The organism is Paenibacillus sp. FSL F4-0100, assembly GCF_037993005.1.
Taxonomy (GTDB): Bacteria; Bacillota; Bacilli; order Paenibacillales; family Paenibacillaceae; genus Paenibacillus_AQ.
On the sequence record NZ_CP150303.1, the window covers coordinates 7,178,039 to 7,191,453 of the forward strand.

11 protein-coding genes are annotated in these 13,415 nt (G+C 51.1%); 2 read left to right on the top strand and 9 right to left on the bottom strand.

Going from position 1 to position 13,415, the window contains the following annotated elements:
• Nucleotides 1-21 precede the first annotated feature (21 nt).
• Together MHH48_RS32650 and MHH48_RS32655 are read left to right on the top strand one after the other, a co-directional pair.
• Nucleotides 22-276, top strand: a complete 255-nt coding sequence (locus MHH48_RS32650; protein WP_076323951.1) for a DUF2164 domain-containing protein — start codon at nt 22-24, stop codon at nt 274-276.
• A gap of 41 nt (nt 277-317) precedes the next feature.
• Complete coding sequence (locus MHH48_RS32655) at nt 318-866, top strand: GNAT family protein (RefSeq protein WP_076323950.1); 549 nt, start codon at nt 318-320, stop codon at nt 864-866.
• 108 nt (nt 867-974) lie between these two features.
• On the opposite strand, the gene MHH48_RS32660 is transcribed toward MHH48_RS32655, so the two are convergent.
• The 9 genes from MHH48_RS32660 to MHH48_RS32700 all read right to left on the bottom strand — a co-directional run bounded on the left by MHH48_RS32660 (nt 975) and on the right by MHH48_RS32700 (nt 13,191).
• The gene (locus MHH48_RS32660) at nt 975-1,634 is read right to left on the bottom strand and encodes an MOSC domain-containing protein (RefSeq protein WP_076323949.1); all 660 of its coding nucleotides are present in this window, start codon (nt 1,632-1,634) and stop codon (nt 975-977) included.
• Nucleotides 1,635-1,857: 223 nt separating this feature from the next.
• A complete protein-coding gene (locus tag MHH48_RS32665; RefSeq protein WP_076323948.1) occupies nt 1,858-2,355 on the bottom strand; it encodes a GNAT family N-acetyltransferase in 498 nt (165 codons plus the stop codon).
• Nucleotides 2,356-2,438: 83 nt separating this feature from the next.
• Nucleotides 2,439-5,816 (bottom strand): cellobiose phosphorylase, encoded by a 3,378-nt coding sequence (locus MHH48_RS32670; protein ID WP_076323947.1) that lies wholly within the window; start codon nt 5,814-5,816, stop codon nt 2,439-2,441.
• A gap of 40 nt (nt 5,817-5,856) precedes the next feature.
• A complete protein-coding gene (gene bglX, locus MHH48_RS32675; RefSeq protein ID WP_076324083.1) occupies nt 5,857-8,022 on the bottom strand; it encodes a beta-glucosidase BglX in 2,166 nt (721 codons plus the stop codon).
• 202 nt (nt 8,023-8,224) lie between these two features.
• Entirely contained in the window at nt 8,225-8,986 is a 762-nt protein-coding gene (locus tag MHH48_RS32680; protein WP_076323946.1) for an alpha/beta hydrolase family protein, read from the bottom strand.
• A gap of 24 nt (nt 8,987-9,010) precedes the next feature.
• Nucleotides 9,011-10,012 carry a LacI family DNA-binding transcriptional regulator gene (locus MHH48_RS32685; protein ID WP_076323945.1) on the bottom strand — a complete coding sequence of 334 codons (1,002 nt, stop codon included), beginning with the start codon at nt 10,010-10,012 and terminating at the stop codon, nt 9,011-9,013.
• Between the two features lie 41 nt (nt 10,013-10,053).
• Nucleotides 10,054-10,872, bottom strand: a complete 819-nt coding sequence (locus tag MHH48_RS32690; RefSeq protein ID WP_076323944.1) for a carbohydrate ABC transporter permease — start codon at nt 10,870-10,872, stop codon at nt 10,054-10,056.
• 50 nt (nt 10,873-10,922) lie between these two features.
• On the bottom strand, nt 10,923-11,828 hold the full coding sequence (locus MHH48_RS32695) for a sugar ABC transporter permease (protein WP_076323943.1): 906 nt from the start codon (nt 11,826-11,828) through the stop codon (nt 10,923-10,925).
• A gap of 109 nt (nt 11,829-11,937) precedes the next feature.
• Entirely contained in the window at nt 11,938-13,191 is a 1,254-nt protein-coding gene (locus tag MHH48_RS32700) for a sugar ABC transporter substrate-binding protein (protein ID WP_076323942.1), read from the bottom strand.
• Between the last annotated feature and the right edge of the window lie 224 nt (nt 13,192-13,415).

The window sequence follows — 13,415 nt, forward strand, 5'->3', positions numbered from 1 at the left end:
AAGGAGGCCTGCAATCATCATATGAAACCTAGCAAATTCCCCAAAGAACAACGCGAACAGCTGGTTGAACGGGTTCAGGAATACTTTGAAACGGAGCGCGGCGAAACCCTCGGCCATCTGGCTGCGGAAGGGATTCTTGATTTTTTCATGGAGACCTTAGGGCCGCATCTATACAATCAAGCGCTAAGCGACTGCAGAACGGTGGTCAATCAGCGCATGATTTCCCTTGAAGAAGATATTTACGCATTAGAGCAAAAAGTGAAGCGGACTCGTTAAAGCTACATACACTTCACCATGGAGAACAAAGGAGATACCGTATGTTTGGATACACATTAGATGACCATGTTGAATTACGCCCCCTTGCCATAGAGCATGCACGGGCGATGTTCGAGATTACCGACCGGTCTCGGGACCGTCTCCGCAAGTGGCTCCCATGGGTGGATGCCGTCACCGAGGTCAACGATACCGTCAATTATATCAAAGGCGCCATGAAGCAAGCGGCTGAGAATGGCGGCTTCTCGGCCGGCATCTGGGTCCGCGAGGAGCTGGCGGGCACCATCTCGTTCCATGAGATTGATTGGAGCAACCGCTCCGTCAGCATCGGATACTGGCTGGATCAGCATTTTACGGGGCAAGGCCTGATGACAAGCGCATGCCGGGCGTTCACGGATCACGCGCTGATGCGCATGGGCCTGAACCGAGTGGAGATCCGCTGTGCAACGGCGAACCATCGCAGCCGGGCCATTCCGGAACGGCTGGGATTTGTGCTGGAGGGAGTCATAAGGGAAGCCGAGAAGCTGCCTCAAGGGTATGTCAACCACGCGGTCTACGGCATGATTCAGAGCGAATGGAAGCGGATGAGGTAACCCTTAATCCGAAATAAAACCGGCTTGTATCCTACGATAAGGACACAAGCCGGTTTTTGTTGTCTATATGTTCAAGGCGAGGACCTGGCTTGGCTGGGAGCCCACGTCTCACTCCTCGTTGTCCCGCAGGGTCTTCAGCCATTTACCGAATTGCTCCTTCAAGCTGGCTGACAGCACATCGATCTCCAGCATGCGGAACAACCCGCGTTCATCCTTCCGTCCATCCTTCATCATCTGGAGCACGTCCAGCACCGTTATGCCGGAAGCATGAGACTCAAGCTGAGCGACCACGGAATCGGCGCGGACATTCCCTTCCTCCAGGACCCGAAAGTAAAACCCGCTGTAGCCCGTATTCAATACTCTTGCCGGCATATCTTTAACGCCATGCTTTTGCGACAGCTTAAAGCATGGATACCGGGGCTGGCTGACCTGCACCACCGCGTTGCCTATCCGGTATACATCCCCAATGCAGACCCGATCCTCCAGCATCCCCCGCAGCGTCAGGTTTTCGCCAAATGCAGCATACTCCATCTGCTTGCCCAAAGAGCGTTCCCAATAAGGATAATGCTCAGAGGGGTACGCGCACACCGCCTTATCCACGCCGCCGTGATTGACGAGATCAGCCTGACCATCCCCTTCGAAATTCAATGTACTTAGGAACAAGGGGCCTTCCGCAGGCTGCTTATAAATTCCCGTAGACAGGTCCTTTCCCAGGTAATCAACCGTTACAGGCTTTCCCACATTCAGCGATACAATGCCCATGGTCATGGAAAATAACCTCCGCCTTCTTTTCTTTTCATCTACTATATGCAATAGCCTGTGCCCTTGTCCAGAAGCCATTTAAGCGGCGGGCCAAATAACATAAGGCCAACCAGAAACCCCTGATTGACCTTAACATACGAAACAGCCCGGCAAGCTGCCGGACTGTTCAAACCTATAACTCCATCTCTCTGCTGCCCGTTAACCGGCCTAGAGGGATATCATGATGTGATCATGATAAGAAGCAACACATTAAGATATCATCGACGTAACGTCCATCCACGTAGAACTCCTGAATCAGTCTGCCCTCTTCCTGAAACCCGCAGTTCCTGTAAAAAGAGAGTGCGCCCGGATTGCTGGACAGCACCCGCAGCCTCAGCTTCGAAATGCCTTCCACGCGCGCCATATCCTTCACGGCCTCGATCAGCCGCTGTCCGATGCCCTGCCGTTGATAAGCAGGGTGAACCGCTATGTTCAGCTCCAGTACATGACGATTACTGTGAAGACTTGTGGGCGACCGGAATCCGATGTAACCGCACAGTTCTTCCTCATGCAGCGCCACGAGCTGTGTGCCTGGCGGACAATGCAGAAGATAATGTTCTCTTGAGGTCCACTCCAATGGGGCAGGGGCCGTGTTGCGATCCCATACCAGTTCGTCGAGTTCCATGAGTGCAGCAGCATCTTTCATCTCGGAGAACCGGATGGTCAATGTCTCTTGCCGGGTCTTCATCGCCATCCCTCGCTTTGATAACCATTCCCTCTATTATATCAGACCAGTTAGCCTTCTTGCAGACGAGTTTCACGGGTCAAGATTTATTGTTCATGAATAGAGGCGTAAATATCCACGACACAGCCGGTGTCGCCCTCTCCGGCCAATCGTTTGAAATCCGCACCTGCAATACGAACGCCGCCTGTACGGTATCGGTTCCGGATGGCATCCGCTGCCACATCCTGCCCGTTAATTGTGATACGGGTCCGCTCGGCGCGATCCACGTGATAAATGAACGTTACCGCCTTCCCCGCATAATTGAATTGGAACTCCAGGCCATCCAGCGTCTTCGGCAGGACCGGATCAATCACCAGGTCTCCTCCCGCTTCGCGAATGCCAAGCGCATTGGAAATCAGCTGGTTCATGTAGATCCCCGGGCCGCTGGAATAAATCCGCCATCCGCCTTTGACAGGCACGCGTCCGCTCCGCAGCGCATCAAACGATTCCTGCGCTTCATAGCGCGTGTTGAACTTCCCGTCCGAGCTGCTGAAATACGCATTGCTCTGACGCAGCTCCGCATTTGGCACAACCTCTGTAATGCCGATCGGGTTAATACGCTCAAGCCCGCTCCAAACCTCACTGCTCTTGCCGAGCTTTGCCATCGCCTCTACATAACGGATGTGCGCATGCACATATTGAAGACCAACCTCCCGGCCAAAATTCGCCGCCTGCTCCGCCCGCTTAAAGTGCGTGCTAACGCCCCCGGCATATACGGCTGGACGGTTCATCAATCTCACGCCGTCCGGACAGAACAGCTGCTCACGGATGATCTCATAATGGCTTGCTGCCTGCTCCGGCGTCAGCAGCTCGCTAATCATGCTGCGCGTCATCGGAAGAAGGCGGTACTGGATTCCCGTTTCCTGATCGGACGGATGCAGCAGGAATTTGCTCTGCTCTTTGCTCTCCATATAGACAAAGCCGGGAATCACTTCAGAATTCAGAATATACGTATTGAAATCCTGCTGGATTCCTTCCGCGAGGTCCCCTATCGCATCGGACATCGCTTGGTCCACACGCTCCATAACGCGGGAGAACTGGTTCAAGGTCTGATAGGTCAAAGCTACCGTCCAGCTGCTGACCATGAACTGCTTCAGCTGCGCGTTCGCCGGCTGAAGCGTATCATCCCAGTCCCCGTCTCCATAAGAAGACAGATAAGTGTCATGAAGGAAATGATTTTGAATATAGGCCATTTGCTTCTTCACATGCTCAAGCACGGTGTACGTCTGCTCCGTAAAATCGAAGCTGTGCTTTCTGGTGTAAGGAACAACCGAATCCAATATGTCGTAATCATGTGTGACGGCCAAGTAATCGCCCAGCACCTTAAGCGGCCATACGATAATATCGCCGTGGCTCTCTTCCTGCTGAATATGGGCATATTGATCAAACATGAACCACTGCGGCCAATTTCCGTCATCCTCATACTGGTGGGAATACACCTCTAGCAGGATATCGCGTACCTGCTCATATTTATGCGTAGCCATGAAATATTCAACAGGCCCTTGGCACACATCGCGCGTTCCCCACGCAGCGCCGCCGTATTGTTCCAGACCGTGCGGTACCGAATAGTGAACGAGCATGTTATGCGTATACCACCAGGCGAGCGCATTCACCTTGAACAAGCCTTCTTCCTGTCCATTCTGCAGACTCAGATGGAACCCGTTCATGACGGAAGCATAGAATGAGCGGTAGCTTGCAATCTCTTCATCAGCTTCCCGCACCGCAAGCGGAGCGTTCGCTGCATCAAGGCTGCCTTGTACGGTCATGGTCCATTCCGCACTCTCGCCAAGCTCAAGTACTGTTAAGGAAGCACTGCCAGACGCGGTGTTGCTTGCCAGACAAGTTTCATCCTTAACCTGCATATCGGCTCCCGTCACGCCAAGACGATAATGCAAATCTGTGTACACAGAAGAACTGAGTGAAGACGAATCGGCACGGAACGTCAGAATACCGTCTTCCTGAACCATATGATAAGGCACTTCGTATTCGTTGACATCCATCGTGATCTGCATAGTGACCAGATAACGATAAGCCCTTCCGCTCTCGGAACGGACTTGAAGCGTAACCTCCGATGCCGCAGCAGACGTGAAGTTGGTGATGATCAGCATGTCGCTTTCGGTCTTATAGTACCACCGCACATAGTTAAAGGCGATCTCGAACAAGGATGGCATCGTCAGAAGACGATACTCGCCGTCCATTTCCACATAAATCCGCTGACCGGATGTCTTAGGCACGTTCAGTGCATTCCGCGCATGACTCATCATTTTGTTGAAGTTCGTGTTCCCCGTCACCAGCTGGGAATTAAACACACCATACATGTAAGAGGTTGTCGTAATGACAGGACTGCCCAGTTTCACATTGTTGCCGCTCATCAAGATATGGCCATGTGGACGCTCTACGCGAAGCTCCTTCTCCTTCATGACAATATGTTCATAAGTATCCGTGAAGAACGAGAGCAGTTCTTCCCCGTCACGCTCCTCTTGGCGGCGTACAGGGTACAAATTGTTCAGCTCGTCTTCCGTCAGCGGCAATGTGCGCAGAGGCTCCCCGAAACGCTCGGATCGCTCGATCCGAGGCAGCGGATTGCCCGTCTCCGTCAAGCGGGACGCTTCAACCTGCTGCCATGCAGCCTGAAGCTCATCCTGGAATTCCAGTGTTGTGACTGCATCCGGATGATTCTCTTTAAACAAGCCGTAAAATACGAACCGGGTTGTGCCACTAAGCGGTACGCGAGGGGACTGCAGGGCCGTATAGGCAAACTCGTATTGATATACCTCATTCGGCAGGCTCTCCTTGGATAAAGCCTCCGCCTGATTCGTCTCTTTATAGGAAAGGCCAAAAAACTGAAAGCCATCCGTTGCATACCCGACCGCAGAAGTCAGCGCTCCCTGTTGAAGATAGGGGAATACGCCTCCCTGCGGCTGATTTTGACGGGAGCACACGACATACCCCTGACCTTCCTGCTCGAATACAGCATGGTCGATGTATTGGGACAAATATGCTTCATTGGTTCGAACGGCGCCCGGATGGGCGATGCCGATATCCTGTCCATACACGACGTCGGCTAGAATTCCTTCCCCCTGGAGCTGAATGTCCCAGAACCACGCGCCGGTATCCGTTGGGGTAAACAGAACCTTATAATCTACTCCCTTGACGCTGCCTTCCCACATCATCCGGTTATCCGCATGAGTGACCACGCTGTTGGAGTGTACTCCGAGCATAGGAACGGCCTCAATGCCGCTTTCAGTATGGATTCTCAGAGACAAATTATTGAGGGCGCCATCAATCGAATTGGAGAGCAGCTGATTAATCATCGTCGTGCCGTAAGTGGCTTGATAAAGATCACCGCTAGGCAAAAAGGAAAACGTCAATTCTCCTGCCTGGAGTACAACTTTTGCATCGTGCATTACATGATTGGCTGTCACAAGTTTCACTTCCTATTCTGCATAAATGATGTTAGTCGTGTTATTTCCGAAGCCGAAAACGTCTTGTCTCCGTATCCCGGCTGTTCTTTCCGACCATGACGTCGAACTCACCCGCATCGCTGGTAAAGGACAGATCCGAATGATGATACCGCAGCTGTTCTTCGGTCAGCGTAAAGGTGATTTCCTGGCGTTCGCCCGGCTGCAGCAGTACCTTGCGGAAGGCTTTCAGCTCCTTGACGGGTCTAACGACCTCACCGGATCGGTCCCGGACGTACAGCTGGACGACTTCTTCACCGGCCATATCGCCGGCATTCGTTACCGAAACCGTAACTTCAAGAGGTTGATCCGGGGACATTTCTTCCGCCGACAAGTTCATGCTCCCATAGAGGAAATCCGTATAACTGAGGCCGAATCCAAACGGAAGCAGCGGCTCATTCGGAATGTCCAAATATTGCGATACATAGCGTACCTGCGCATCGGGCGCATCCTTCGGACGGCCGGTATTAAAATGGTTATAGTATACCGGCACCTGCCCAACGGAATAAGGGAACGACATGCTGAGACGTCCGGAAGGATTCGCTTCGCCCATAAGCAGGGCAGCTACGGCCGCTCCGCCTTCACTTCCCGGGAACCAGGCTTCCAGTACGGCATCGACCTCATCCAGCACGCCGTGCAGATCCAGCGGACGACCGTTGAACAATACGGCAACCATCGGCTTCTCCAGCGTTTTCAAATGCCGAATCAGCTCGAGCTGCGGCTCCGGCAGAGTTATGAACGCACGGCTGCCGGCTTCGCCACTCATCTCGGAATCCTCACCCAGCGCAAGCACGATCACGTCGGCTTCCTTCGCCGCCTTCATCGCCTCATCCAACTGCTGCCCGGTCATGACGTTCACGTTACAGCCCTCGGCTACCGTGAGGGCACCGGAAGATAGCTTGGAGCGCAGTCCCTGTTCCAGGGTCACCGCATCTTCCTTCGAGCCCGTCCAGGACCATGGCCCAAGAATATCGCCGCTGGCACCGAACGGGCCGATCAAAGCCACACGCTGCTCACCGCGCAGCGGCAGCAAGGAATCGTTCTTCAGGAGCACGCAGGATTTAGCCGCAGCCTCCCGGGCCGCTTGACGGTGCTCTTCGCAGAACACAATCTCCCGTTCCGCCTGCGGATCGGCTCCCCGCACAGGGCGCTCGAACAGACCGAGACGCTTTTTCAATGACAGAATACGCAGCACCGCTTCATCGATCAGACTCTCGTCTACCAGGCCTTCGCGTACCATGTCCGGTAAATGATGAACATAGCTGGAAGTCATCATCTCGATGTCCACGCCCGCTTCGATGGCTCTTAACGCGGCCTCTGCCTCGTCCTCCGCTACCCCGTGAGGAATCAGCTCTTTGACCGCACCCCAGTCGGAAATCAGCACGCCGTCAAAACCCCATTCGCGGCGCAGCACATCACGCATCAACCGCTTATTGCCCGTAGCTGGTATGCCATCCACGGTATTAAAGGCGGTCATGACCATCTCGACACCCTCATCCAGCGCAGCCTTGTACGCAGGCAGGTAATATTCCCGCAGCTGACGCTCGGACATGTCCACCGTGTTGTAATCGCGGCCGCCTTCGCCTGCTCCATATGCGGCAAAGTGCTTCACGCAAGCGGCCAGCCGGTTGAGATCGCCGCTCAGGTCATCCCCTTGGAAACCTCTGACAAAGGCTCTGGCAAATTCACTGTTTAAATAAGGGTCTTCACCAGTCGACTCCATCACGCGTCCCCAGCGGGGATCGCGCACCAGGTCTACCATCGGCGCAAATGTCACATGCAGGCCGGATACCGACGCTTCACGGGCGGCGATTTCCGCACTCCGCTCCGCTAGGCTAGGGTCCCAAGAGCTCCCCATGGCAAGCGGCACCGGGAAGATTGTTTTAAAGCCGTGAACGATATCGGCCATGATGAGCAGCGGAATTTTCAATCGATTCTTGCGCAAATGCGCTTCTTGGACAGCTATCACTTCCTCCGCACCCGCCAAACCCAGCACGGAGCCGGCATTGCTTACGATCTCATCGGTGATGCCAAGCGACTCCATCGGTCCTGTAATCTGCCCCGATTCTTGAGCGCCTTCGAAAAAAGGGACGGCCAGTTGTATAAGCTGCGCAATTTTTTCCTCCAGCGTCATCTGCTCTACCAGAGAAAGTAGTTGTTGGTCTGCCATTTCCCATCCTCCTTTGTTGTTGCCGTTCACTTCATAGTCAATTCGAAACGTTTTGATTTCTCCCGAAGCGATCCATGTTTTCCCGAAAATCATATATTCTATAAGCATTTTTACTTGAAAATTAACTTTCTAAAAAACAAGGGAATCAGCGCTTATCTGCGCATATAATCGAAACGTTTCTATACATGCGGACGAAAAAAAATCAGGGCAGGGGCAGCCAATCCAGCACACGCTGAATTTTACGGTCCCAATATCCCCATTCATGACCACCGGGTTCTTCCTCATAGGTGATGTGAAGCCCCAGGCTGTCCGCGTATTGTCTAAAGGTTTGGTTATCGTTGTACAAAAAGTCTTCGGTCCCACAACACTGATACAACATCGGTTTATCGCCTGTATATGCCGCGAATTCCGTGGCCAAAAACAACAAATCGTCCCGGCTCCCCCGTAATCTATCGACACGGCCAAAGAGGGTTCGAATTTCTTGCTCCTGAAAGCCCAGCCCTGCAGCACGACTGACAAGATCCAGCCCGCCCGACAGGCTTGCGCCCGCCGCATATCGATCCGGATAACTCATGGCCAGCTTGAACGCTCCGTAACCCCCCATCGAAATTCCGGCGACAAAGGTATCTTCCCTTCGTCCGGACACCGGAAAAAACGATGGAACGAGCTCTGGAAGCTCCTCGCTCAGGAAGGTAAAGTAAGGCAAGCCGTTTGCCATGTCCATATAATAGCTTCGTCCGACGCCCGGCATCACGAGCGCGATGCCTTTATTCTCGGCGTATCGTTCGATGGACGATCTGCGCATCCATTCGGTCTGATCCGCTCCTCGGCCGTGAAGCAAATAAAGCACCGGCAGTTTCGAAGAAGAACCGTACGGCATCAAAGCGGCTTGCGGTATAAAAACCTCGATGCCGGTAGACAGTTTCAGTGTTTCGGAATAAAAATCACACGTGATCCATGCCAAGTTCCTCATCTCCAATCCGGTCTATTAATTCTCTACTTTGCTCTTCCCTGCAGATGCCCGTTCCATCATTTCAGTCGTCAGCATATAAGACTGCTTCACGGATTCGCCGCCCAATATCTGAAACAGCAAATGGGCTGCAAGCGATCCCGCCTCGCTCTTGGGCTGCTTGATGGTGGTTAGCGGCGGATTCACGTATTCGGCTAATTGAATATCGTCATATCCGATGACGGATACATCATCAGGCACCGATATGCCACTTTCCTCAAAAGCCTTCAATCCTCCGATGGCCATCTCGTCGTTGCCGTAGAATATGGCCGACGGGAGCGACCCCTGCATGATCATCATCTTGGTCGCATTGTAACCACCCTCGCGCACGAAGTTGCCGCTGAGACGCCATTTCGACTGTTCCTCCAGCCCCGCCTCGGCAAGTGCCCGTAAATACCCCTGATAACGCAAATGATTATCGTACGAATCCGATGAACCGCTGATGTACGCCACATGCCGATGACCGTTCTCAAGCAGATAACGGGTAGCCGTATACCCTCCTTGCTCTCCATCAACCAGCACATTCACCAGGTATTCACTGCACAATGGACGATCCATCACGACGATCGGAAATTGGGGACCGGAGGTCTCGATCAGAACTTCATCCCGAATATTAGGTGCAAGTATGATGGCACCATCCGCCCTTTTCTCTCTCAAAAATTTAACCGCCGTTGAATCTCTGCCCCCTATCGAGCTGCAGGCGATCAGATCATATCCATTGGTTAAAGCGACTTCCTGCACACTTCGGATCAGCTCGGAATAATAAGGGCCGGATAGATCCGTCAGAATAAGAGCGATTGTCTTGGTGCGGCTCCGCTTTAAATCCATGGCAAATCCGTTCTTCCGATAATTCAACTGCCTTGCTGCATCGAGCACCTTTGATCTTGTCTTGGAACTCACTCTGCTGTCGCCGCTTAACGCGTATGAAGCCGTTGACAAGGCGACTCCAGCGAGCTTTGCCACATCCTTTATCGTTGCCATTTCCTTACGCCCCTTCTACTACTTAAGAAACTCTATCTATTTTATTTCATGCCAGAGATCGTATATCCTTCAATAATATGTTTTTGGAAGAAAGAAAATACGATAATAATCGGAACAACCATAAATGCAGCGCCTGCCATCTGGAGGCCGAAATCAGATCCATGCTGTCCTTTCAGAAGCTGCAGACCCACCGAAAGCGTATAAAGCTTTTGATCGTTTGCCATAATGAGAGGCCACAAGAAGCTGTTCCAGGCGCCAATGAACGCTAAGATTCCCTGTACAGCAAATACGGGCTTCGTGATCGGAACGATCAACTGGAAGAAAATCCGCAGCTCTCCCGCTCCATCCAGCCTTGATGCTTCAATCAGATCCGACGGGATTGTGGACATAAACTGACGGAAGAGGAAAATACCGAATGCTCCGACCAAGCCAGGCAGCACAATACCCGCCATCGTGTTAGTCAATCCCATGGCATTAATCAGCAGGTAGACTGGAATCATAGTAACCTGTCCCGGAATCATCATCGTTGCCAGCACGAGATAGAAAAGCTTCTTATTGCCAGGGAACTCGTATTTAGCGAATGCATATCCTGCAAGCGCATTGAGGAACAGACCGACAAAAGACCAGAATACAATGATAAGCGTATTTTTCAGGTATACGATAAAGTCCAGCTTCGTAAATAAATCCACATAATTTTTAACCGTAAATTCTTTCGGTAATAACGTCGGCGGAACCGCCGTAAATTCATTTTCCGGCTTGAATGAGGACGTGATCATCCAGATAAATGGAATCATCATCAGCAGTCCCCCTGCAATGAGCAGCACCGTCATGACTGTTTTCTCAATTCTTTTAGCTGCCATACCCTGAGCCTCCTTCAGTTACGATAAGGAACATCGCTTGAACCTGAACCTTAATATTCGACATCTTTTCTCTTGACTGCGAATTGTACGACCGTTACAGCGATAATGATGATGAAGAGCACAAACGATCCTGCAGCCGCATAACCAAAATTGCTAAGCTGGAAGCCATTGTTATAAATAAAGAGAGCCATCGACATCGTTGAATTGAGCGGGCCGCCCTTGGTCATAACCAGCGGCTCTTCGAAGAACTGAATCCAGCCGATCAATGTCGTTATGGTGACAAAGAAGGTCGCAAAGCTAAGCAGCGGTACTGTAATATATAGAAGCTTCTTCCATTTGCTCGCTCCATCAATTTCCGCAGCTTCATAATAGGAGCGTGGAATGCCCTGCAGCGCAGCCAGGAAAATGATCATGTTGAGTCCGATGGATTTCCATACGGCCAGCAGAATCAGCGATAGCTTGGCTAGTGCCGGATCTGTCAGCCACTGCTGAGCCGGAACTCCGAACCAGGACAATATATGGTTAAAGAGGCCGTAATGGCTGTTATACAAGTAACCCCAAACAACCGCGACCGCCACAATATTCGTAATGGAAGGCATATAATACACGACGCGGAATGTTTTAAACAACAATCCCGTGCCGTAGTTAAGCAGCAATGCAGCGCCCATGGCAAGCATTACGACAAGCGGAACTCCGATAATAACATAGAACATGGTGTTAAACATGGATTTCAGAAAGACCGGATCTTTAAATACATTCATAAAATTATCGAAGCCAACGCCTTCAATGTTTGAATAATTAGCGAGACCAGCAAGGTCAATATCCGTGAAGCTGATGACAAGCGCAATGATGATCGGAATGATTGAGAACGTCAGAAGCAGCACCAGTGCGGGCGCAATAAACATATAAGGATACTTATATTGGTTAAAGCGCTTGATAAAGTTCTGCAATGTCATTCACCTCCTGCAAGTGTGGGTTTCTCAATGAAAGAATAACGCCCTTTGGAAGCAGTCAGGCTTGTTTCATCCTTCGAAGAAACAAGCCGGGCTGCGTGAAGACGCACTCTTATTTTTTGTTTAGAATTTCAGTAGCTTTCTGATTCAGAAGATCCATTTCTGCTTTGATGTCAGCTCCGCCAAGGGTAATTTTCTCAAAAGCGGCAATGGCTTCTTGGGAGACAGCATCCCACTCCTTAATGAACGGAACAGGTTTAGCGCTTTCGAGCTGTTTTCCAAAGGTAGCAAAAATCGGATCTTCAAAGCGTTGGTCTTCCCATGCACTCTTAACAGCAGGCAGGTTTTTGGCCACATCATAATTGGTCAGCTGTGATTCTTTTTCACTCATGAAGGAGATGAATTTAACGGCTTCATCTGCATTTTCGGTTGTATTGAATACCGACATGTTCGCTCCGCCTAAGAACGATGCATTGTTTTCTTTAGCTGGAAGTGTTGTCGTAGCCCATTTACCTTCAATTTCAGGCGCCTTGTCTTTAACGCCTTGAATCATCCAAGGACCACTGATAAACATCGGGAATTGTCCGTCTTTAAATGCGGCAAACAGATCCAAATCACTGGTAAGCGGCGTCATACCCGTGTCGTAGAAGCTCTTCAGGTATTCCATGGCTCCCATGAATTCCGGCTCGTTAAAATGAGGTGCCCGGTTCGCATCGATCATATCGCTTCCATTCTGCCAAGCAAACATGGACAGATAGTTCATATCTTTCGCATCAATGGTGATTGCGTAATTGCCGTCCCCTCTAGCTGCCAGTTTCTTACCGGCATCCTTCATTTCATCCCAAGTCTTAGGACCTTCCGGATAGCCTACCTCAGCCAGAATGTCCGTACGGTAGAACAGTACGCGCGTTTCCACATACCATGGGATACTGACAACCTTGTCATCATAACTCATGGTTTGCACAGCACCGTCAAAATAGTTTTCTTGCTTCAAGTTTGGATACTGCTCCAGATAAGGCGTCAGATCGAGCAAAGCCCCAGCCTGAGCAAATTCCGGAATCCAGGTTGTTCCCATTTGCACAACGTCAGGGCCGCTTTTGGATGCAACGGCTGTTAGCAGCTTGTCATGCGCGCTGCCCCAAGGAATCAATTGAACGCTTACTTTAACGCCTGGGTTCTTCTCTTCATATGCCTTAATCAGAGTTTCGTCTGTTGTGTCACCCATCAACCAAACTTTCAGCTCTTTCTTGCCCTCGCCGCCTTTGCTACCTCCGTCTGCTTTCTCAGACCCGCCCGAGCATCCGGCTAATACGACGGAGAACATCAACAATGCTGCCAACGTCCACAATATTGATTTTTTTCTCATTCTACATTCACCCCGTTTTTAATGTTTACCACCATGCGAAACGTAATACAAAACCTAATTGAAAGCACTTACTTCGAAACGTTTCGATTTTATTCGAAAAAATAAAGACGCCGGATAAAGGTTATTTCTATAATCCTACTGTCTCTTCATTCCCCCTATAAAGCACCTTTTCATGGTTATCATTGGGATAAACATGCTCTTGCGTATTCATAATAAATAGCTCG

Excerpts from the sequence above, each read along its gene's own strand:
- MHH48_RS32650 (WP_076323951.1), top strand. The coding sequence starts at position 22 with ATGAAACCTAGCAAATTCCCCAAAGAACAACGCGAACAGCTGGTTGAA.
- MHH48_RS32655 (WP_076323950.1), top strand. The coding sequence starts at position 318 with ATGTTTGGATACACATTAGATGACCATGTTGAATTACGCCCCCTTGCC.
- MHH48_RS32660 (WP_076323949.1), bottom strand. The coding sequence starts at position 1,634 with ATGACCATGGGCATTGTATCGCTGAATGTGGGAAAGCCTGTAACGGTT.
- MHH48_RS32665 (WP_076323948.1), bottom strand. The coding sequence starts at position 2,355 with ATGAAGACCCGGCAAGAGACATTGACCATCCGGTTCTCCGAGATGAAA.
- bglX (WP_076324083.1), bottom strand. The coding sequence starts at position 8,022 with ATGGCAGACCAACAACTACTTTCTCTGGTAGAGCAGATGACGCTGGAG.
- MHH48_RS32685 (WP_076323945.1), bottom strand. The coding sequence starts at position 10,012 with ATGGCAACGATAAAGGATGTGGCAAAGCTCGCTGGAGTCGCCTTGTCA.
- MHH48_RS32690 (WP_076323944.1), bottom strand. The coding sequence starts at position 10,872 with ATGGCAGCTAAAAGAATTGAGAAAACAGTCATGACGGTGCTGCTCATT.
- MHH48_RS32695 (WP_076323943.1), bottom strand. The coding sequence starts at position 11,828 with ATGACATTGCAGAACTTTATCAAGCGCTTTAACCAATATAAGTATCCT.
- MHH48_RS32700 (WP_076323942.1), bottom strand. The coding sequence starts at position 13,191 with ATGAGAAAAAAATCAATATTGTGGACGTTGGCAGCATTGTTGATGTTC.